Origin of the sequence: Pontibacter saemangeumensis (genome assembly GCF_039541895.1) — a bacterium.
GTDB classification, from domain to species: domain Bacteria; phylum Bacteroidota; class Bacteroidia; order Cytophagales; family Hymenobacteraceae; genus Pontibacter; species Pontibacter saemangeumensis.
In genome coordinates this window covers 349,392-370,967 of record NZ_BAABHC010000002.1, presented here as the reverse complement: position 1 = coordinate 370,967, position 21,576 = coordinate 349,392, and the positions used below count along the sequence as shown (strand labels likewise).

Annotated in this window: 12 protein-coding genes; 4 read left to right on the top strand and 8 right to left on the bottom strand. The window is 55.3% G+C overall.

Features of this window, described 5'->3' with window-relative positions:
• Positions 1-159: 159 nt before the first annotated feature.
• A complete protein-coding gene (locus ABD920_RS03070) occupies positions 160-1,059 on the bottom strand; it encodes a Ppx/GppA phosphatase family protein (RefSeq protein WP_345156686.1) in 900 nt (299 codons plus the stop codon).
• A gap of 149 nt (positions 1,060-1,208) precedes the next feature.
• Complete coding sequence (locus tag ABD920_RS03065; protein ID WP_345156685.1) at positions 1,209-2,579, bottom strand: peptidoglycan DD-metalloendopeptidase family protein; 1,371 nt, start codon at positions 2,577-2,579, stop codon at positions 1,209-1,211.
• 170 nt (positions 2,580-2,749) lie between these two features.
• Here ABD920_RS03065 and ABD920_RS03060 point away from each other — a divergent pair, with 170 nt between their 5' ends.
• The gene (locus ABD920_RS03060) at positions 2,750-3,583 is read left to right on the top strand and encodes a murein L,D-transpeptidase catalytic domain family protein (protein WP_345156683.1); all 834 of its coding nucleotides are present in this window, start codon (positions 2,750-2,752) and stop codon (positions 3,581-3,583) included.
• A 1-nt stretch (position 3,584) separates the two neighbouring features.
• On the opposite strand, the gene ABD920_RS03055 is transcribed toward ABD920_RS03060, so the two are convergent.
• The 5 genes from ABD920_RS03055 to treZ all read right to left on the bottom strand — a co-directional run bounded on the left by ABD920_RS03055 (position 3,585) and on the right by treZ (position 12,752).
• Positions 3,585-4,142: a thioredoxin family protein gene (locus ABD920_RS03055; protein WP_345156682.1), complete on the bottom strand. Its 558-nt coding sequence runs from the start codon at positions 4,140-4,142 to the stop codon at positions 3,585-3,587.
• A gap of 106 nt (positions 4,143-4,248) precedes the next feature.
• Positions 4,249-5,778: a 4-alpha-glucanotransferase gene (gene malQ, locus ABD920_RS03050; protein ID WP_345156681.1), complete on the bottom strand. Its 1,530-nt coding sequence runs from the start codon at positions 5,776-5,778 to the stop codon at positions 4,249-4,251.
• Positions 5,775-8,486, bottom strand: coding sequence for a malto-oligosyltrehalose synthase (treY, locus tag ABD920_RS03045; RefSeq protein ID WP_345156679.1), 2,712 nt, complete (start codon positions 8,484-8,486; stop codon positions 5,775-5,777). The genes malQ and treY overlap by 4 nt, the downstream gene beginning before the upstream one ends.
• Positions 8,440-10,911 carry a DUF3536 domain-containing protein gene (locus tag ABD920_RS03040; protein ID WP_345156678.1) on the bottom strand — a complete coding sequence of 824 codons (2,472 nt, stop codon included), beginning with the start codon at positions 10,909-10,911 and terminating at the stop codon, positions 8,440-8,442. The genes treY and ABD920_RS03040 overlap by 47 nt, the downstream gene beginning before the upstream one ends.
• The gene (treZ, locus tag ABD920_RS03035; RefSeq protein WP_345156676.1) at positions 10,908-12,752 is read right to left on the bottom strand and encodes a malto-oligosyltrehalose trehalohydrolase; all 1,845 of its coding nucleotides are present in this window, start codon (positions 12,750-12,752) and stop codon (positions 10,908-10,910) included. The genes ABD920_RS03040 and treZ overlap by 4 nt, the downstream gene beginning before the upstream one ends.
• Before the next feature lie 225 nt (positions 12,753-12,977).
• On the opposite strand from treZ, the gene ABD920_RS03030 reads away from it, so the two are divergent.
• From ABD920_RS03030 to glgB, 3 genes are read left to right on the top strand one after another with little or no spacing between them, the layout of a single operon-like run.
• On the top strand, positions 12,978-14,957 hold the full coding sequence (locus ABD920_RS03030; protein WP_345156675.1) for an alpha-1,4-glucan--maltose-1-phosphate maltosyltransferase: 1,980 nt from the start codon (positions 12,978-12,980) through the stop codon (positions 14,955-14,957).
• A 53-nt stretch (positions 14,958-15,010) separates the two neighbouring features.
• A complete protein-coding gene (gene treS / locus ABD920_RS03025) occupies positions 15,011-18,340 on the top strand; it encodes a maltose alpha-D-glucosyltransferase (protein WP_345156673.1) in 3,330 nt (1,109 codons plus the stop codon).
• Entirely contained in the window at positions 18,333-20,807 is a 2,475-nt protein-coding gene (gene glgB / locus ABD920_RS03020; RefSeq protein ID WP_345156671.1) for a 1,4-alpha-glucan branching protein GlgB, read from the top strand. Before treS ends, glgB begins: the two co-directional genes overlap by 8 nt.
• A 156-nt stretch (positions 20,808-20,963) precedes the next feature.
• On the opposite strand, the gene ABD920_RS03015 is transcribed toward glgB, so the two are convergent.
• On the bottom strand, positions 20,964-21,563 hold the full coding sequence (locus tag ABD920_RS03015) for a DUF2179 domain-containing protein (protein WP_345156670.1): 600 nt from the start codon (positions 21,561-21,563) through the stop codon (positions 20,964-20,966).
• Positions 21,564-21,576 lie beyond the last annotated feature (13 nt).

Below are 21,576 nucleotides of genomic sequence, written 5' to 3'. Positions count from 1 at the left end.
CAAGAGGGGAATAAAAATTACTTTTCTGAGCAAATTCACCTTTAGGGTTGGGGTCACTTTGTCAACGGGTAGGTTAGGGCTGGTTCATGTTTCGATATGGCAAGTATACCGCAGCTTGGATTATATACCAGGCCTGATGGAAGTAGCCAGGCTACAGGGCTAAATAATTTTGTCTATCACGAAGCGCTCGGGGTGGTGGCGTTCGTAGAGGGCGTGCAGCATGCCGTCTTTCAGGCCCACGGCAGGCACGATCATACTCTCCAGCTTTGCCCACTTCATGGCCGAGAGGTAAATCTCCGAGGCAGGTACGATCACATCGGCGCGGTCAGGGTTCAGGAGAAGCTCTGTGATGCGTTCGTCCATGCTCATGGCGCTGATCCGGGCTGCCACCTCTTCAATTTGCTTCCTGAAAATTGGCCGGCCGGTTACCTTCCCGGCAATCTCAAATATTTTGTTGATGTTGCCGCCCGTGCCGATGGCGCGTGACAGATGGTATTTTTTCGCGTTGCACTCGATCCACTCGCGCATGGTGTTCCAGAGCTGCGACGAATCGCGGTGGTGCATGTGCCGGATGGAGCCCTGCTCAAAAGATTGCGAAGCTTTCTTCTCCCGGTTCACATAGATGTTAAACTCGGTGCTGCCGCCACCCACGTCGATGTGCAGGTAGTTGCGCTCATCCAGGAAGTTATAGATTACCTTGTTGATCAGGTCAGCCTCTGTCTCGCCGTCTATCACCTCTATCTCCATGCCGAGTTGCTGCTGCACCCGCGCCAGGATCTCGGGCGCGTTGTGGGAGGAGCGCATGGCAGAGGTGGCACAGATCATATAGTGGTCCACGTCGTGCACGTCCAGCAGCAGTTGGAAGGCATGCAGCAGTTTTACAAACTTCTCTATCTTGACTTCGCTTATATGGCCTGTGCTGAACACGTCCTCGCCGAAGCGGATGGGGTAGCGAACATACTCCACTTTCTTAAAAAACACATGGCCGTTCTGGTTAAGCACGCTGGAGATCTGGCATCTCACAGCATTCGATCCGATGTCTATGGCGGCTAACTTCAAATGCTTTTCTGTTTTTGGTGATCCTCAGGGTAAATATAAGCAGAAAATATCTTTCTGGAAGACGGGAACGCTGTTTACGGAACCGTATGCCAAAAATAGCCACTCCAAGCAAAGCCGCTTCCGCCCGTTTAATTGAAAGAAAACAACGACTATCGTACCTGCATGGTGCCTGCCGGGTTTATCCAGCCAAGCTCCCCGTCAGCATTGCGCACCAGCTTGAAACCGTTATAATCACCGAGTACAGCCACGCTGCTGCCGGCAGTGAGGCTTTCTTTTGCCGCAGCAAGCGGGTGGGCCTCATCCAGCAGGTTTGTACGAACGGCAAGTTTCGCAAAATCCACAGGTTGGGAGGCGGGTTCTACCAGGCTCGCAGCTATATAGGCCTCGGTGCCGTTGGGAAGTGCAACCCGGTACCAGTCGGAGGCGCCGCCCGTAACCCGCAGGGGCGTGTGCCGTGGCAGGGTAGCGAATATGCCGGACGTGGTGGAGGGCTGCAGGCGTATGTTGGCGGCCTTTGCCGCTATACGCACCCAGTTACCCACCAAGGCCGCGTCTATTGTCACCTCAGGCACCTTCACCCCCGAATCGTGCAGGTAAGGGTAGGGGTTCGTGGCGCCGTGGCCGTAGCGGTATATCCCAAAATGCAGGTGCGGGTTTGTGGTGATGGCGTTGCCGGAGTTTCCGATTAACCCCAGCGTGTCGCCTACCTGCACCCGCTGCCCCGGTGCCACCAGCTGGCTGTCGAGGTGCGCGTAATACAGGTTCTGCCTGCGGCTGATGTCAGAGACCCACACTACTTTTCCGCCGCGCGGCGTCACGTTCACGCGGGAGACAACACCTTCTGCCGAAGCGAGGGCGGGCGTGCCGCGACTGGCGAAAATATCCACTCCCTCGTGTAGCCGGGCGCCTCCGTCGCGCGGATCGCCCCAGATGCTGGCGATGTTCCGGCTCGTTTTCCCCTGCACGGGGAAGGCGAGGGTCGGTTCTGACTGGATGGTGACCGTGTACTGACCGCTACGGAGCAACTCGGGCTGCACCCGCAGGATATGCTGCAGGTCCTCGTCCACCTCGTAGCGCAAGGAGGTGGCAGCCGTGTCAGCGGAAGCAACGTGCCGGGCCTTCTCTGTCGGGAATTCGGAGGCTTCAAAAAGGTCGAGGAATACCTGCACCTGTTCCCTTGCCTGCAGTTCCAGGTTCACGATAATTCGCTCGCCCCGTTTGGCGGCAACGCGGTAACCGAGCGCCCTGGGTTCTTCGGCTGAGAAATAGCCGGTTTCCTTGAACGGCAGAGAAACCGTGATTGAATCCTTCAATGCCCTTTGCCCCGCCTGCAGCCATTCCTGCCCGAGGGCTGTTTCGTCGAGTTTGGCGTCTTTCAGCCTGGCTGCATACCTTTCGTGGGGCGTCCGGTTTTTGTTGAACACACCGCGCAGGGTTTTCTCGCTGCTACAGCCGGCAAGCAGCAGGAACAGGAGGGTATATAATATGTGAATATTATTGTTTTTGTTTAGAAGCGTCATGATATGCTTTAAAGATCCGGTACGATGTATTAACAGCAAACGGATCAAAAATGATGCCTTGCATAGCCATAATTTATCAAACAGGGGTATATATGCTATAATAAAGGAAATTGTAATTAACCGTGGCTGCTTATGCGCGTACAATGTAGTTGAGCCAAAAACAGAGCAAGATGAAAAGACCGAGATGGAGAAGTGCTAAGCGTAAGTTGGCTAAAAGCCTGCTGCCGCTGTTTGCACCATTGGTGCTGACGCCGTTAGCGACCCCCGTAAACACCGGGTCAGCGATGGGCAAGCCTGATACGCGCAAGATCAAGGACAGGGTTTCCGGCTACAGGGTGATGAAGTTTAACCAGGTTGCCTACAGCCTATACAGCTATATGAACCTGCAGGAAACAGGGCTAAAGTTTGAGGTGTTTGACAAGGCGCTCACAGGGTATTACAACATGAAACGCAAAGGCCAGGTTTCTGACAAGCCGGTCATTACGATCATCGACTATACCAAATCATCCAATGAGAAGCGGCTCTGGGTGGTCGATATAGATAAAAAGGAAGTGCTCTTCAACACATATGTTTCCCATGGCCGTAACTCGGGCCAGGAGTACGCCGAGTATTTCTCAAACGAGAACGAGTCCTATATGAGCAGCATCGGGTTTTATGTGACCGATAACACCTATTATGGAAAGCACGGTCTCTCCCTGAAACTGGAAGGGCTGGACCAGGGCTTTAACACCAATGCCAGGGACCGTTGCATTGTGATGCATGGCGCCGAATACGCTACAGCGGATTTCATCAGGCAGGCCGGCCGGTTAGGGCGTAGCCTCGGATGCCCCGCCATTCCCATGGAGAAGCACGACGAGATTATCCGTGCCGTTATGGGGGGGACGGCAGTATATGCCCACGCGGCTCATGATGCCTATACCTCGCAGTATCTCGACCATGTCACGGCCATGGCCGAGCTGGTGAGCGAAAGAAGCAAAGAGATCGCCGCGCCAAAAGCCTCCTGAGTTAAGCCTGTCGCCATTTGATGCCGCAGCCCACGCCCGGCTTTTGCTCCAGTGGCACCTGCTGCCTGTTCAGCAAGGCATCTAAAGCCGTGCGCAGGTCTTTTCCCGTAACCGGGTGAGTGTTGCCTGGACGTGAATCATCGAACTGGCCATGGTAAGCGAGGTTGAGGTTTCCGTCATATAGAAAGAACTCAGGTGTGCATTCCGCCTGGTACAGGCGCGCTACCTGCTGAGTCTGGTCATAGAGATATGGGAATGGGAACTCAAAGTCAAGTGCCAGGGCTTTCATGTGCCGCGGGCCGTCCTGCGGATAAGCCGCCGTGTCGTTTGAGCTGATGGCGGCGAAGCTGACGCCTGTCGTTTTATATTCCCCTGCCAACTCCACCACCTTGTCCAGTATATGCTGCACGTAAGGGCAGTGGTTACAGATAAACATAATCACCGTGGCCTTCGGCGAAGCAATGTCATCAAGGGATACAAGATTATCGGAGATAGTGTCCAGCAGCGCAAAGCTTGGCGCTTTGGTGCCTAAATCAACCATGGAGCTGGTATATGCCATCGCTTTTGCAGTTTAAAGGGCAGCCCCACAGCCGATGGCTATGGGGCTTTGCTTCTAAAATAAACATTTCCATGGCATATAACAAGCTATTCCTCAGGAAGGTGGGCTAATACCCTCTCTCCGGGAGACGGCCATATAGCCTGGTGAGTTCCTGCAGCTTCCGGGCATGCTCCTTTGTAAACTGGTTTTTTTTCAGGCGCCATGCCCAGTTCCCATTGGCTGTGGAAGGCTTGTTCATGGTAGCCTCTTTCCCCAAACCCAGCACATCCTGCACCGGGAGCACCGCCAGTTGTGCCACCGAAGCCAGTGCTAAGCGCGACATGACCTCGTGCACGTTCTCCTCAGTCAGTTCGTGGAAAGCATAGTCGCTGAGGTTTTTTTTGTCCCCTTCGCTTGCCTCCTTGTACCAGGCTACTACCGTGCTGTTATCGTGCGTGCCCGTGTACACAATGCTGTTGCGGGTATGGTTATGGGGTACAAACGAACCTTCAAAGGCCTTTTCGTCGGAGACAAAGGCGAAGAGCAGCACGAGCATTCCCGGCAGATCGAACTCCTGCATCAGGTGGCGTACCGGCTGGTCTATTTCGCCCAGGTCTTCGGCAATAATCGGCATCTTGTGGTACTTTTGCTGCACAAGCCGGAGAATCTCCGCTCCAGGGGATTTTTTCCACTCGCCCTTCTCGGCTGTTTCTTCCCCGGCAGGAACCTCCCAATAAGCAGAGAATGCCCGGAAATGGTCGAGGCGCAGGAGTCCGAACTCGTGCAGGTTATGGTCGATGCGGCGTATCCACCAGTCATAATTGTGCTTTGCCAGTGCCTCCCAGTCAAACACGGGGGTGCCCCATAATTGCCCCGTCTCGCTGAAAAAATCAGGCGGAACCCCGGACACGCCGGTCGGATTTCCTTCGTCGTCCAGCTTAAAATATTTCGGGTGCGACCACACGTCGGCACTGTCGTGGCTCACGTAAAAGGGCATATCCCCGAAAAAGGTGATGCCTTTCTTGTGGCAGTAATACGTCAACTTTTCCCATTGCCTGTAAAACAGGAACTGCAGCAGCTTCTCAAACTCAACCTCATCTTTCATCTCCTCAGCAAGCGCCTCCACGCTGTGCTTCTCCCGCTTTTTAATCTCGTGGGGCCATTCGACCCAGCTTTTATTGTCGAAGCGCTTTTTGAAGGCTGCAAAATGGGCAAAATCGGTCAGCCAGGTTTGATGTTGCCGCTGAAAAGCGCTGTACTTATGCAATAGCTCCGGGTCAGCCTTCTCCCTGAAATTATTGAAAACCTGCTGCAGCAGCTGAAGCTTAAATTCGATCACTTTATCGTATTCCACCCGCTCCTCTGTAAACTCTATGTCAGTTTTCAGGTCATGCTTCTGCAGCAGCCCATCCTCCAGCAGTAGCTCCGGGCTGATGAGCAGCGGATTGCCGGCAAAGGCTGAGTGGCTGCTGTAGGGCGAATGCCCGTACCCGCCCTCGGTTGGGTTGAGTGGCAGGATTTGCCAGTATAATTGCCCTGCCTCCTCCAGCAAGTCGGCGAAATGGTAGGCTTCCGGTCCTAAATCCCCGATACCGAAACGCGAGGGGAGTGAGGTTATGTGCAGTAAAAGACCTGCACTGCGGTTTGATATGGTCATACAGTTGTTGCGGTTAAAAATGCTACTGGGAAACTTTTAAAGAGGTCGGCTATCTGTAAAGCGCCGTCTGCTGAAAGGCTTTCCCCTCCAAATACCTGCTGCCATTGCATTGGGGCTCTTTCGGGCAGCACGATAGAGGTGTCTTCCCATATCTGCTGGCCAAGCGGCAGTTCCAGCTCGCTGATGATGCTGGCCAGGTGCAGCGGCACGGCTACCACCGCCCACTGCCCCTGGTGCTGGCGCGCGAAGGCGAGGATGTGGTGCTTGTGTACGCCCTGTACCTGCAGTGGTACATAATCCCCGAAGCTGAACAGCGCCTGCAACTCGCGGCGCTTGTTCAGTGCCTTGTAGAGCAGGTACAGCTTTACTTTGCCTTCTGCCGGGTTCTGGAGCAGCTGCCGGTGCAGGCTTTCGCTGCCTGTCTGCTCTTCCTGCGCCTTCAGTTCCTGCAGGTACTGCCGGCGCTGGTCGTAATCCACGGGGCGACGGTTGTCCGGGTCCACCAGGCTCAGGTCCCAAAACTCAGTGCCCTGGTATATATCCGGGACCCCGGGGCAGGTAACTTTCAGCAGCGGCTGGCAGAGGGCATATAGCCAGCCGTAGTGCGACACCCGCTGGAGGAATGGCCGGAAGGAGGCCATAAAGCTCTCATCCTCCAGCAGCAGCTGCCTTACCAGGTCCATTTCAGCCTGCTCATATACCTCATTCGGGTTCGCCCAGTCAGTTTTCCCTTTCGCCTCTCGCAGGGCCTTCTGCAGGTACTCCTGCAGGCGCTCTACAATCGATTCGTCTGCCTCGCCGTTCAGCGGCATGACACCGACCAGCGTCTGGAAGAAGAAGTAGAGGTCGTTGGTGGTGATCCTGGTGGTGTGTTTCCTGCTGATCTCCAGCCACTCCTGCACTTTTGCTTCCCACTCTTCAGGCAGCTCGCTCAGCACATTTAAACGGATACGGGCACCCTCCCCGCGCTTGGTGTCGTGGGTGGCGGTGGCGTTGATGGAGTGCGGGTACACGCGCTGCCTGTACAGCATCCGCTCATGGAACTCGTCGTCATTCAGGTGAAAGATGTCCGGGCTGTTACCCACCTCGTTGAGGGAGATGAGGCGGTTGTAGTTATAGAACGTGGTGTCTTCCACGCCCTTTGCAGCGAGCGGGCCGGTAAACTGCTGGCTGCGCATCACAAAGTAAAGCTTGTCGTGTATGGTCTGCTCCGTGTCGCCGGGCTGCAGCGTGAACAGGTTGTGCAGCTGCCGGAACCGTTCCTCCATATCCGGTGCCTGCCTGCGCGCCTCGTCAAAACCCCTGTCCACTACCTCCATCTCATCCTTCGACAGCGGCAGGCGGTTGCCATATATGCAGTAGACGGGCCAGGCGCACAGCAGCACTGCCAGCGCTTTCCGCCACTCCTCCTGCGGCTCCAGCGGTATGAGGTGGCGCTCCTGCAACAGGCGAAGCAGGTTCTGCAGCTCTCCCTGCATCTGGTTTTTCAGGATAAACATTTTCTTGTCGAACACCAGCTGCTCGTAGTCGGTGGGCGCGTTCGGCACCAGGCGGTTGTAGATCTGGGTGAGTTTGCGGCGGCCTGCACCGGAGGTATATAAATTGCTCACCCACGCCAGGAAATCATAGCCGCTGTTCCCCTCGATCGGCCAGCGCTCCGGCAGTTGCTCTTCGCCCTCGAGTATTTTTTCCACTACGATATAGGCCTCGGGGCCGGCCAGCTTGCGCAGGCGCTTAAGGTAGGTGGTGGGGTCGAAGAGGCCGTCCACGTGGTCCACCCGCAGGCCTTGCAGCAGCCCCTGGTCACAGAGCTGCTTGATGAACTGATGGTATTGCTCAAAAACCTCCGGGTACTCCATGCGCAGGCAGATCAGGTCGTTGACCGTGAAGAAGCGGCGGAAGTTAATTCGTTTCTCTGTCTCCTGCCAATGGCAAAGGATGTAATGCTGCTGTCCGAGCAGGGCAGGCAGTTTAGAATGGTCCTGGTTGATGCCTTCTATCACTTGCTCCAGCGCCTGCTTCAGCTCCGGTTTTGTAACAAGCTTTTTCTTGAAATTGCCCCAGGCGGCCGGCGAGAGGCTCTCCTCCGCCTCCAGTACCTGCAACTCCTTCAGCAACTGCTGCGTCTGGCTGCTCACCTCCGGCTCCCCCGACACCTGTTGAGCCTGCTGCAAAAGCGTTTTGTAAGATGCCACGCTCACGGGGTAGGCGCTGTCGTAATAATTGAGTTGCAAGCCCTTGTCGCTGAGCGTGAGCTTCAGTTGGTTTTGGCTGATCACCTCCTCCAGCGGGTCCCCTAGAAAAGGAACCATCACCTGTCCGGAGAAGTCCGGGTGGTGAAAGTCGATGTCGAAGAAATTATAGAAATGAGACTGCGGTCCTTTCTCCAGCACGTCCATCAGCCAAACATTGGCCGGGTGGTAGGCCATATGGTTGGGCACGATGTCCTGCAGCCACCCCATCCCTTTGCTTTTCAGCTCCTCGGCTATCTGCTTCAGCTCCTGCTTCGTGCCGACCTCCGGGTTGATGTCATAGGGGGCGGTGACATCATAGCCATGCTCGCTGCCGGGGCGCGAGCAAAAGAAAGGTGCAGCGTACACGGTGCTGATTCCCAGTTCGTGAAGGTACGGGATCAGCTCCCGCACCTGTTTAAGCGTAAATTTAGAGAATACTTGAAGCCTGTACGTGGCTGAAGGTAGGTAGACCATTTTTTGTTTTCAAATTTAGGTTAGAGCAGAGCATGTCAAATTTTTCAAGCCACAGGGCGGCCTCAATATCACCTTGTTCGCTGTGTTTTTTGTATTTTCCGTAATCGGTTTTCTGCATACGGAAGGCAATGTTCTGCGCCTGCCAGTAATCCGCATCCAGCTTCGACTTCTCCAGCACTTTCAGGAGGCTGATGAGCAACTCCATCTTCTCAAGATCGTCCGGGTGTTCCTGCACCTGTTTCATCAGGCGATCCACCCGTTGGGAAGCCGCAAAGTCAAGTGAGACAAAATTAATTTTCACCTTCATGCGCTTTGCCTCGTCCAGCAGCCTTTTGATTTCATATACATCCGGCTGTTCCGATCCAAACTCCCGCAGCAGCTTCGTGTTGATGATGTATTCGACGGTGGTTTGCAAAGGCCTGGGCAATTTCATTCCCAGGGTTTTAATGGCGGCCATCAGGGGGTAGTTGTTGTCGTAGAGCTGCTGGAAATTGTTCTCCACGTTTTCCATGGCATGCTCCAGCACCTGGTCCAGTATCTTCTTCTGATCGTCTTTAAACAAGTGCCAGAATGAATAGTTGTGCGATTCGAAGTGCTTGTCGAAAAGCATAATCACTTCACTGACATTGCCGCGGTCAAAGGCGGTTTGCAACTCGTCGCGTAGGTGGGTATAGTCCTCCAGGCTCATGAACTCACGCACGCCGCCAAACAATTGGTGATCGCCCAAGTGCAGCACGCCAAACGTGATCACCTCTTCCTCCCATGTTACAAGTGAGCGTACCTTGGCCCGGCCTACCGCCAGTTTCTGCCGGCCGGCCTCCATCAGCTCATACTCCTGCGAGATGGCCTGGTAACTGTAGAGCTCCTGCTTCCGGGCATGGTCCGCGAAGAGGGAGGAGACGGCGTAGTGGGCACCCACGCGCAGCAGGTCAATGATCGTGGGCTTTACGGATTTTATATATACCCTGGCGGCGTTTTCCTTCTCCTTGTGGTTGCTCCTGGCCCGCTCCAGCAAACGCACGAAGTCTTCTTCGTAGTCCTGCTTACTCAGGTCCTCTGCCAGTTGGATAGCCCTTGCCGCGTAGAATATATCCTGCACGGTTTCCAGGCCCGTCACCTCGTCGAAGAACCAGCCGCAACTGGTGTACATCAGCAGGGTATGGTACTGCATCTCCAGCAGTTTCAGGAAACGGACTTTCTCATTCCGGGTGAGCTCATAGGAGGTGTGGCGCTTGATAAACGCTTCCACGTTTTTCTCAGAACGATCCATGATTATCTGGATATACGCGTTGCGCGCTTCCCAGGGGTTAGCTCCCAGTTTCTCCATTTCCTGCTCATATAGCGGCGAGAGCCTGTCGCGCAGCCAGTCGAATGCCTGCCGCAGCGGCCCGCGCCATTCCTGGTCCCAGCCGCCGTTGCCGCCCGTGTTGCAGCCGCAGTTGCTCTGCCAGCGCTCCACGCCGTGGGCACAGCTCCAGGAGGTTTCCTCAATGATCTCGGCCTCGTACAGCGGCGGGAATTTCTGCAGAAACTCGCCATATACCGTTACCTGCGCCTGCTGTGTTTCCTCTATATGGTTAAGGGCGTAGGAGAGGGCCATCTCGCCAAAGCGGTGATGGTGGCCGTACGTTTCGCCGTCTGTGGCTATGTGCATCAGCTGCGGCTCACGGGTGTCGGTGTCCAGCGCGCTCAACAGGCGGTTGGCGAAGTCCTCACCCCGCTCCAGCAGCTTCTCAAACGCGATCCCCTGCGACACCGGCCCGTCATAGAAGAACAGCACGATCTCGTTGCCCGAAGGAAGTTTGCACAGGTAAGGGCGTCGCGGGTTAATGTTGGCGCCCTCCGCATGGTGCCAGTCTTTATCCCCGATCTTTCGGTAGCGCCGGGCCTGGTAGGGCGACAGGATCGTGAATTTTATGCCGTGTGCGGCCAGCACCTCCAGGGTAGGAGTATCGGCGGCAGTCTCGGCGAGCCACATGCCCTCGGGGTCGCGGCCAAAGCGGTTCTTGAAATCATATAGCCCCCATATCACCTGCGTATGCTTGTCGCGCTCATTAGCGAGCGGCATAATGATGTGGTTGTATACCTGCGCCATCGCAGAGCCATGACCCGAAAACCTTTCCAGGCTCTCTTTGTCAGCCTCCAGTATGGCTTGGTAAGTCTCCGGCTCCTTCTTCTTCATCCACTCCAACAACGTAGGGCCGAAGTTGAAGCTGATGCGGGCGTAGTTGTTGATGATGTCGACTATTTTTCCTTGCTCGCCCAAAATTCGGGAGGCAGAGTTGCGGGCATAGCACTCGTCCGTTATCCGCTCGTTCCAGTCGTGATAAGGGGAGGCGGATTCCTGCAGTTCTACATCATTCAGCCAGGGGTTCTCGCGGGGGGGCTGGTAAAAGTGCCCGTGTATACAAATGTACTTGTTCATTTAGTTTCTTGTTCAAGGATGATAAAGGCTGCTGCCGGCAGGGTGTAAGACTTTCCCGCCTGAAGCGAATGAGGCATTTCTGCACCGGGGCCACCCCAGGCGGTGTCAGCAGAGTGCAGCACAGGCTTCCACGTTCCCGCTGCTGCAGGCAGCAGCGTCGCTTGCTGTGTTTGGTTACTTATGTTAAACAGGCAGTAGAGGTGCGGTTCCTGACCAGTATGGATCAGGTGCAGCACGAGCTTCTCCTCCTCCAGCTTTACCTGCATATACGGCTTATCCGGACGGGCCAGGGCGGGGGATGTTTTGCGCAACCGGATGAGCTCTTTGTAAAACTCCCTTAATTTGCCCTGCTTCTCGTTGGTCATGTAGCTCCGCTGCAGCCTGGAACGCAGGTACGTATCCTCGCTTTGCGGGTCCGGCGCTACGCCTTTCGATGCAAAGTACGAAAATTCTTCTTTCCTTCCGCGCCGCACCGCCTCTACCAGTTCCTTGTCGGTGTGGCTCACGAAATAGAGGAAGGGATTTTCTTCGCCATATTCCTCGCCCATAAACAGCATGGGCACATACGGCGATAGCAGCACCAGCCCGGCGACAGCTTTCAGCATTTCAAAGGACACCAACTGGCTAAGGCGCTCGCCCAGCATCCGGTTACCGACCTGGTCGTGGTTTTGGGAGCAGACGACAAACTGGCTGGCCGGGTTGTCAGTCGCATCGGTGCCCAGGGTCTTCTTCCTGTGCTCGGAGTAAAGGCCATTGTACACAAACGTGTGCTCCAGGGCCTTTTGCAGCTGCTCCGGTTTGCCGTAGTCCTCAAAATAGCCGTCCCGTTCTCCGGTCACGAGGGTATGGATGACGTGGTGGTAGTCGTCGAACCACTGGGCATCCAGTCCATATCCCCCCTGATTGATGGGGTTGATCAGGCGCACATCGCTTTGGTCGCTCTCCGCTATCAGCAGGTACTTTCGCCCTTCCTGCTCCTCCAGTTGGGTTACGTGCTCCCGCAGTTCCTGCAGGAAGTGCCTGGCGCCGGTGTCATATATGGCATGCACGGCATCCAGGCGAAGGGCGTCGATGTGAAAGTCGCGCAGCCACATCAGCGCGTTCTGGTAAAAGAAGTTGCGGACATTGTCGGAGTGGGCATCGTCAAAGTTCAGCGCATCGCCCCAGGGAGTGTTGTACCTGTGGGTAAAGTAGTGGCCGTACTCGTTCAGGTAGTTCCCCTCGGGCCCCATATGGTTGTATACCACGTCCAGCACCACTGCTATTCCATGGGCATGGCAGGCATTCACCAGTTCCTTCAGGGCTTCCGGCCCGCCGTACGTGCTCTGGGCGGCAAATGGGAAGACGCCGTCGTAGCCCCAGTTGCGGCCACCCGGGAACTCGGCGACGGGCATGATCTCAATGGCGGTAATGCCCAGTTCCTTCAGCTCCGGCAGCTGCTTTCGCACCCCGTCAAAAGTGCCTTCTCCGCTGAACGTGCCGACATGCAACTCATATATGATCAACTGCTCCAGCGGCAGGCCTTCCCATTGCTGATCCGCCCAGGGGAAGCTGCCGTGGTCTGTTACGGCGGATGCGGCGTGCACACCGTCCGGCTGAGACTGGGAGGCAGGGTCCGGCCGGTCTTTTTCACCGTTCAGGGTGTACATATAGCGGGTGCCGGGGCCGGCTTCCTCCTCGAGGGCCGTCCAGTAACCGAAGGCTTCCCGCTGCAGGGGGATCTTTTTTGTAGCGGGACTCTGCAATGCCAATTCCACCTGACTCGCTTTAGGCGCCCAAACAGTGAAGGTTGTTCCTCTCCCGGCCTGGTAATGTGCTCCTATCTTTCTAACAATTGACATATAAATGTTACATAAATATACAGTTTTTCACAGCACGTATTAACTTGCTTCTTCAGCGTAAGGTTGTGTATTTTTAGTGAATAAGCAGATATTGTGATACTAATAAATGTCTCCTTTAACTACGGGTAATCGTGCGGTTACGGGGCATATTAGCAATTATAGAATATTGTCCGCAACCTATTTATCCGAGCACAGTAACTACAGGAGACAAAGAAGAACTACTACATGGAACAACTCGAAGGAACAAAACGCGTCGTAATTGAGAATGTAAAACCAGAAATAAACTGCGGGAGATTCCCCGCCAAGCGGGTAGTAGGAGAGGAGATGACCGTGACAGCCGATGTTTTCGGCGATGGCCACGATGAAGTGAAAGCACAACTTATATACCGCAACACCAGCAACTCAGAATCTGAAAACTGGACAGCCTTGCCGATGAAGTTCCTGGGGAACGATCGCTGGCAGGTTACTTTTACCCCCGAGGCAATGGGGCGATATGAATATACAATTGAAGGGTGGGTGGATCATTTTTACACCTGGCAAAAAGGCCTGAAAAAGAAGTTTGAGGCAAACCAGGACGTGACGGTGGAACTGCAGATCGGGGCACAGCTGATAGAGGCAAACGCCGCCACTGCAACGGAAAGCGAGCAGGGGCACCTGCGCAGCCTGGCCTACCAGATAGGCAACAACCACTCTGCCGCCGATGCGGTGGCAATTGCCACCGGCCACGAAGTGACTGACCTGATGAACAACAGTGGCGAGCGCCAGCACGTGACTACCTACGACAAGCGGCTGAAACTGGACGTTGAGCGGCAGAAAGCGCTCTTCAGCGCCTGGTACGAATTCTTCCCAAGGTCAGCGGCGCAGTTGGCCGGCCATCACGGGACCTTCAAAGACTGTGAACGGCTGCTCCCACGCATTGCCGAAATGGGATTCGATACCATATACCTGCCACCCATCCACCCGATCGGGCAAGCCTTCAGAAAAGGGAAAAACAACAATCCTGCCTCACAGCCGGGCGAGCCCGGGTCGCCGTGGGCGATCGGCGCCGCCGAGGGTGGCCACGATGCCATTCTGCCTGAACTGGGCACGCTTGATGATTTCAGGAACTTTGTGCAGCAAGCGAAGGACCTGGGTATTGAGGTGGCGCTTGATTTTGCCATCCAGTGTTCCCCGGACCACCCCTATGTGAAAGAGCACCCGCAATGGTTTAAGTGGCGGCCGGACGGCACCGTGCAATATGCCGAAAACCCCCCCAAGAAATACCAGGATGTGTTGCCTGTAAACTTCGAGACGGAAGACTGGCAGAACCTGTGGACGGAAATGAGGCGGGTGCTGCAGCACTGGATCGACCAGGGAGTCGTTATTTTTAGGGTGGATAACCCACACACCAAGGCCTTTTCGTTCTGGGAGTGGGTGATCGAGGATATACACAAGAGCCATCCGGAGGTGATCTTCCTGGCAGAGGCCTTCACTCGTCCCCGCGTGATGGAGCGCCTGGCTAAGCTCGGTTTCACGCAATCCTATACCTACTATACGTGGCGCCACACGCCTGCCGAGTTGAAAGAGTATATGCAGGAGCTGACGCAGACGGAGATGCGCGATTACTTCCGTCCGAATTTCTGGCCCAACACCCCGGACATCAATCCCCCTGTGTTGCAGGATGGAGGCGAGGCGGCCCATATCACCCGCCTGGTGATGGCGGCCACCATGTCTTCTAACTACGGGTTGTACGGCCCGGTATATGAATTCGGTATTGCCACGCCGGTACCCGGCAAAGAGGAGTACCTCGATTCAGAGAAATACGAGATAAAACACTGGGACTGGGGAAGGCTCACGAAGATTCGCGAGGTGATCACACTGATCAACCGCATTCGGAAAGTGAACCCGGCCCTGCAGACCACCTGGAACATCGCCTTCGGCGATACTGACAACCCGGCTCTCCTGTGCTATGCCAAGTGGAGCAGCGACTTCAAAAACAGGATAGTGGTGGTTGTGAACCTGGACCCCTACACGACACACGCCGGATGGGTGCGCGTGCCCCTTTCTGAGCTGAACATGGGCCCGGGCCAGTACGTGGTGCAGGACCTGCTGTCGGAGCGCAAGTACACCTGGACAGATGAGTGGAATTATGTCGAACTTCGTCCGCGTGAGATGCCGGTGCATGTGCTGCGCATCGAAGAAGTCGATCCAGGCCATGAACAGTAAGAGCTGATCGGACCCCCAAATACCAAACCTAAAAGAGAAACTTGACCACAACTATGGCAGAAGAAAAATTCCTGTTAGACGACAACATCCATTGGTACAAAGATGCCATCATATATGAGCTGCACATCAAGGCTTTCAAAGATGGGAACGGCGACGGCATCGGCGACTTTAAGGGTCTGATGCAGAAGCTTGATTACCTGGAAGACTTAGGCGTTACGGCCATATGGCTCTTGCCTTTTTACCCATCACCTCTCCGCGACGACGGCTACGATATCGCTGATTACTACAGCATCAATCCCTCGTACGGCAATATGCAGGACTTCAAGCTTTTTGTAAAAGAAGCCCATCGCCGCGGTCTGAAGGTTATCACTGAGCTTGTCATCAACCACACTTCTGACCAGCACCCGTGGTTCCAGCGCGCCAGGAACGCCAAGATCGGTTCGAGACACAGGGATTTTTATGTGTGGAGCGATGACCCGACCAAATACAAGGACGTGCGCATTATCTTCACCGATACCGAGCAGAGCAACTGGACCTGGGACCCGGTGGCGAAGCAGTATTTCTGGCACCGGTTCTTCTCGCACCAGCCCGACCTGAACTATGACAACCCGGATGTGCAGAAAGAGGTGTTCAAGGTGCTCGACTACTGGTTTGACCTGGGGGTGGATGGCTTCCGGCTGGATGCGGTGCCGTATCTGTTCGAGCGCGAAGGGACCAACAGCGAGAACCTGCCCGAGACACACGACTTCCTCAAGAAGCTGCGCGCCTATGTGGATAGCAAGCACCAAGGCAAGCTGTTGCTGGCCGAGGCCAATATGTGGCCGGAAGACTCTGCCGCTTATTTCGGCAACGGCGACGAGTGCCACATGAACTACCACTTCCCCATTATGCCGCGCCTGTTTATGTCGGTGAAGATGGAGGATCGCTACCCCATCATCGACATCTACAACCAGACTCCGGAGATACCGGAAAGCTGCCAGTGGGCCATGTTCCTGCGAAACCATGATGAGCTGACACTGGAGATGGTAACTGACGAGGAGCGCGACTATATGTACAAGGTATATACCAAGGACCCCATGGCGCGCATCAACCTGGGGATACGGCACCGCCTGGCCCCGCTTCTGGGCAACGACCGCAACAAGATCGAGCTGATGAACGTGCTGCTCTTCTCGATGCGCGGAACGCCGGTGGTGTATTATGGCGATGAGATCGGGATGGGTGACAACTACTACCTCGGGGACCGGGATGGGGTGCGCACGCCTATGCAGTGGAACGAGGACCGCAATGCCGGCTTCTCCACCTCCAATCCGCAGCGGCTGTACCTGCCCGTTATCATCGACCCGGAATATAAATATGAGTCGATCAACGTAGAGACGCAGAACCACAATTCCAATTCATTGCTTTGGTGGATGCGCCGCACGATCAACATGCGCAAGCGCTACAAGGCCTTCGGTCGGGGAACGATCAAGTTCCTGTCGCCGAACAACTCCAAGGTGCTGGCTTTTGTGCGGCAGTACGAAAACGAGACAATCCTGGTGATCGCCAACCTATCACGCTTCCCCGAGGCGGTAGAGCTGGACCTGCACGACTACAAAGGCTATACTCCGGTGGAAGTGTTCAGCAAGAACAAATTCCCGAGCATCAAAGACAGCGACTACCTGTTTACGATCAGCGGGCATGGTTACTACTGGATGGAACTTCAGCCGCAGGAGGTTGCGCAGACGCAGGACGGGCAGAAGAAAGCGGTGCAGTTAAGCACCCTGAGGGCACCCCTGGATGCCAAAACCCTGAAGGAACTGGAGGCGCGCGTACTGCCGCCGTATGTGTTCCAGCGGCGCTGGTTCGGCGGCAAGGCGCGCACGGTGCAGCGCATGCAGGTGGTAAACAACATGCCACTTCCCCTGGGTAAAACAGGGGCCTCGCTTTTGTTTATCGAGGTGAGCTATAACGAAGGCCTGCCCGAACTGTACCAACTGCCGGTAGGCTTTGCCACCGGGGAGCAGGAGCAGGAACTGCGCGACCATTCGCCGAGCAGCATTATCTCCCGGGTATCCATTGATGGAAAGGAAGGGGTGCTGTATGATGCCCTCTTCAGCGAGGAGTTCCGGCAGACGCTGCTGCAGATGATGGTGAAGAAGAAGCATGTGCGCCAGGATGGGGCCGAGCTGATCGGGTACAGTAACCGCAGCGTGGCCGCCGAAATACGCGGAGCAGAGGGCGCTTTTACGTCTAAAATCCTTTCGGCAGAGCAAAGCAATACCTCAATCGTGTATAATAATTCGCTCTTCCTGAAGGTGTACCGCAAATTAGACAGAACCGTGAACCCGGATGTGGAGGTTGTGCAGATGCTGACTGATAAAGTCGGCTTTGCCAACGTGCCGCGTTTCCTGGGTGCGCTGGAGCAGCACGAGGATGGCAAGCAGCCGATGGTGCTTGTGATGCTGCAGGAACTGGTACCAAACCAGGGGGACGCCTGGAGCTATATAGGCGATTCGCTCAAGCGCCTGTATGAGCGCGTGATGACACAGACTGACCGCGTGAAGGTGAAGCAGGCCACGAGCTCACTGACCAGCCCGCAGCCCTTCTCGGATATCCCGGAGGAGGTGCAGATGCAGATTGGGGGCGCCCATGTGGAGCGTGTAGAACTCCTGGGCCTGCGCACCGCGGAGATGCACCTGGCACTCGGCAGTATAAACGATGAGAAGGACTTTGTGCCGGAAGAGTTCTCGCTTCACTACCAGCGCTCGCTGTACTCATCGCTCACCTCGCTGGTGCGCAGTAACTTCGACAGCCTGAAAAAGCACCTGCCAAACCTGCCCGATAGCGTCCGGGACGAGGCCGAGGAAGTGCTGCAGATGCGCGAAGAAGTGCTGGAGCGCCTGAAAATGATCTTCTCCCATAAAATCGAAACCCTGAAGATCAGGACACACGGCGACTATCACTTAGGCCAGGTGCTCTTTACCGGCAAGGACTTCTACATCATCGATTTCGAGGGGGAACCCGCCCGCTCATTCAGTGAGCGCCGCCTGAAGCGCTCCGCGCTACGGGATGTGGCAGGCATGATCCGCTCGTTCCATTACGCTGCCTACAGCGCCCTGATACAGCAGGAAGGGCTACGACGGGAGGATGTAGAGTACCTGGAGGCGTGGGCCGAGCAATGGTACCAGTACGCCAGCGGCTTCTTTATGCACAGCTACCTGGGCAAAATTAATGGCTCCGGCATAGTGCCCGCTAAAGAGGCAGATCTCGAGATACTGATCCACACCTTCTTGTTGGAGAAAGCGATCTATGAACTCGGGTATGAATTAAATAATCGTCCGGATTGGGTGCTCATCCCCATCAGAGGCATCAAATACATCATGAAAAAGTATAAGAATGGCTAAGAAGAAAGAAAGCACAACCACCGAGACCACTGATATAACGCAAGCAACCGGCCAGCAAGATGCAGGTCAGGGAATGACAAGCAAAGCCATCAAGCCCGGAAGGGGCCGAAAGACTGCGGCAACTGCTGCCGGAGAGGCTACACCAGGAGAGGGGGCGACACAGCCAGCTACACCGCAGGGCAGAAAAAAGAAAGCTGATGCCCCCGCGGCTGAAATGGGCTCCCCAGTAACCGGTCTTGCCTCTGGCGAAGAGGGAGCCGTTTCCCAGGGCTCTAAGCGCGGCAGGCCTAAGAAAACGGAAGCCGGGGCCGCTCCCAAAGCACCCGCAAGGGCCCGCAAATCTAAAACGGACACATCTTCGTCTGAAGGCATTGTCGTGCCGATCGCCTCCTCCGACATGGTGCAGGAGCGGATCGTGCTGAAGCCTAAAGGACGTGGCAAAACAACAGGGCAAATGACAGAAACAACTGCAGGAGCTCCTGCTGAATTAGCTCAATCACAGGCACAGGCATCCCCTGAAGTCGCGCCGCCGCAACAAGAGCAAACGGGCGCGGGCACGGCAGTACAAGTTGCTACCCGTTTTACTGATTTTGACATTTACCTGTTCAAAGAAGGAAAGCATTTTACTTTATATGAGAAGCTGGGCTCGCACCCCATTGAGCATGAGGGCAGGCGTGGAACCTATTTCGCCGTCTGGGCCCCGAATGCCGAACAGGTATCGGTGATGGGTGACTTCAACAGCTGGAGCCGCGAGAGCCACCAGTTGTACCTGCGCTTAGACAGCTCCGGTATATGGGAAGGCTTTATTGCGGATGTGCCCACCGGTATGTTATATAAATACCACATCAAGTCGAGGTACCACCTGTACCACGTCGAGAAAAGCGACCCGTTCGCCTTTTGCCGCGAAGAGGCACCGCAGACGGCCTCTGTGGTAACCGAACTGCAGTACGACTGGAAAGACGAGCAGTGGCTGGAGCGCCGCATGAGCATGAAAGACCAGGCGCAGCCGTACAGCGTGTACGAACTGCACCTCGGGTCCTGGCGCCGCAAGGTTGAGGAGCAGAACCGCTCGCTGACATTCCGCGAGCTGGCTGAGGTACTTCCCGTCTATATGCAGCAAATGGGATTTACGCATGTGGAGCTGATGCCGATCATGTACCATCCGTTTGCAGGTTCCTGGGGATACCAAGTAACGGGGTACTTTGCGCCCTCCAGCAGCTTTGGCTCCCCGCAGGACCTGATGTACCTGATCGATGCGCTGCACCAGCACGGCATCGGCGTCATCCTGGATTGGGTGCCGTCGCACTTCCCGTCTGATGAGCATGGGCTTTCCTATTTCGACGGTACGCACCTCTACGAGCACGCTGACCCGCGTAAGGGTTATCACCCCGACTGGAACAGCTATATCTTCAACTACGGCCGCAGCGAGGTACGCTCTTTCCTCATCAGCAACGCCTTGTTCTGGTTAGATAAGTATCATGCGGATGGCCTGCGCGTGGATGCTGTTGCCTCCATGCTGTACCTGGACTACAGCCGAAAAGAAGGGGAGTGGATACAGAATGAGCACGGAGGCCGCGAAAACCTGGAGGCTCTCTCGTTGCTAAGGGACTTCAACCAAGCCGTTCGCGAGCGCTTCCCGGATGTCAAAACCATTGCGGAGGAGTCTACGGCCTGGCCAGGTGTCACCGCATCAGTGGAACACGGAGGGCTTGGCTTTGATATGAAGTGGATGATGGGCTGGATGCATGATACGCTCGACTACTTCTCCAAAGACCCCATCTACCGCAGGTACCACCAGGGTGAGATCACCTTCAGCATGATGTACGCCTTCTCTGAGAAGTTTATGCTGCCACTGTCGCACGATGAGGTAGTGCACGGGAAAGGGTCGCTTCTGCAGAAAATGCCTGGTGATGAGTGGCAGCGTTTTGCCAACATGCGCACCCTGTATGCCTATATGTATGCGCACCCCGGTGCAAAGCTGCTGTTTATGGGCGCGGAGATCGCCCAGAGCAGCGAGTGGAACCACGATACAAGCCTGGAGTGGCACCTGCTGCAATACGGTTACCACCATGGCATACAGGAAGAGCTCCGTGAACTCAACGCCATATATAAGAAGGAGCCTGCTTTATATGCCTATAGCTTCGACCAGCGCGGCTTTGAGTGGATAGACTACAACGACGCCCATAACAGCGTCATCAGCTTCCTGCGCAAAGGTGAGAACCCGGGCGATGTGTTGCTGGTGGTTTGTAACTTTACACCGGCCATGCATGAGCATTACCGGCTTGGTGTACCGTTAGCGGGGCAGTGGGTGCAGGTGTTCAATTCGGATGATAGCCGCTACGGAGGCAGCGACCAGCATAACCTGGATCCTATCCAGTCGGTGCAGGAGGCATTCCATGGGCGCGAATATTCCATCACATTGAAGTTGCCCCCACTGGCGGTGGTATACTTCAAGCTGCAGATCTAAGGGACAGCTATATACCGGATTTGACTTCAAGCATAAAGGGGCAGCGTGTTTTATACAGCACGCTGCCCCTTTTATATGGGGAATAATATGTTAATCTGTTTGACTGTTATGCAGTGCATTCTGATCTTTGGCTGAAAGTTCTCACTGCCCAAAGGCTCATTTTCCTTTTCGCAGCGGGATCAGTTTGCGCAGGCCGTTTTGCCCTTTCGTTCGGCTCTCGTGTATATCCCCCTCCGACACTGAGCGCACATCCTCGATGGAATAAAAGGCCTGCGGATTAAAACTCCGGATGATCCCGATCACCTCTTCCATTTTCTTTCTTTTGACAATCATGAACAGGAGGTTTACCTTGCCGCGCGTGCCGCGCGCATCCACACAGGTCAGGCGGTAGCCGCGGCCTTTCAGCCGCTCCACCAGGTTATCGGCAGGCTCGACAGTGATTACCCGCACCACCACCTGCCCCAGCGCCAGTTTCTGCTCAACACGCAGACCCAGGAAATTACCTGTGGCAAAACCGCCTGCCCACGCCAGGTAAGAAACCACGTTGCTCAGGTTCTCCATTACCTGCGTGATGGCTATCAGCCAGATGAGCACTTCCAGGAAACCGAGCAGGGGGGCGATCACCTTGTCGCCTTTCGATATGAAAACAATCCGGAGGGTCCCCAGCGTAACGTCGCAGATGCGGGCCAGGAAAATAAGGGCGGGTATAATTACCCAGTTTACGATGTTTTGATCTATTCCTTCAAAAATATCCATGTAATTCGGTAAG

What these genes read in the sequence shown, in the direction of transcription:
- ABD920_RS03065 (WP_345156685.1), bottom strand. Translation starts at nt 2,579, where the DNA reads ATGACGCTTCTAAACAAAAACAATAATATTCACATATTATATACCCTC.
- ABD920_RS03060 (WP_345156683.1), top strand. Translation starts at nt 2,750, where the DNA reads ATGAAAAGACCGAGATGGAGAAGTGCTAAGCGTAAGTTGGCTAAAAGC.
- ABD920_RS03055 (WP_345156682.1), bottom strand. Translation starts at nt 4,142, where the DNA reads ATGGCATATACCAGCTCCATGGTTGATTTAGGCACCAAAGCGCCAAGC.
- malQ (WP_345156681.1), bottom strand. Translation starts at nt 5,778, where the DNA reads ATGACCATATCAAACCGCAGTGCAGGTCTTTTACTGCACATAACCTCA.
- treY (WP_345156679.1), bottom strand. Translation starts at nt 8,486, where the DNA reads ATGGTCTACCTACCTTCAGCCACGTACAGGCTTCAAGTATTCTCTAAA.
- ABD920_RS03040 (WP_345156678.1), bottom strand. Translation starts at nt 10,911, where the DNA reads ATGAACAAGTACATTTGTATACACGGGCACTTTTACCAGCCCCCCCGC.
- treZ (WP_345156676.1), bottom strand. Translation starts at nt 12,752, where the DNA reads ATGTCAATTGTTAGAAAGATAGGAGCACATTACCAGGCCGGGAGAGGA.
- ABD920_RS03030 (WP_345156675.1), top strand. Translation starts at nt 12,978, where the DNA reads ATGGAACAACTCGAAGGAACAAAACGCGTCGTAATTGAGAATGTAAAA.
- treS (WP_345156673.1), top strand. Translation starts at nt 15,011, where the DNA reads ATGGCAGAAGAAAAATTCCTGTTAGACGACAACATCCATTGGTACAAA.
- glgB (WP_345156671.1), top strand. Translation starts at nt 18,333, where the DNA reads ATGGCTAAGAAGAAAGAAAGCACAACCACCGAGACCACTGATATAACG.
- ABD920_RS03015 (WP_345156670.1), bottom strand. Translation starts at nt 21,563, where the DNA reads ATGGATATTTTTGAAGGAATAGATCAAAACATCGTAAACTGGGTAATT.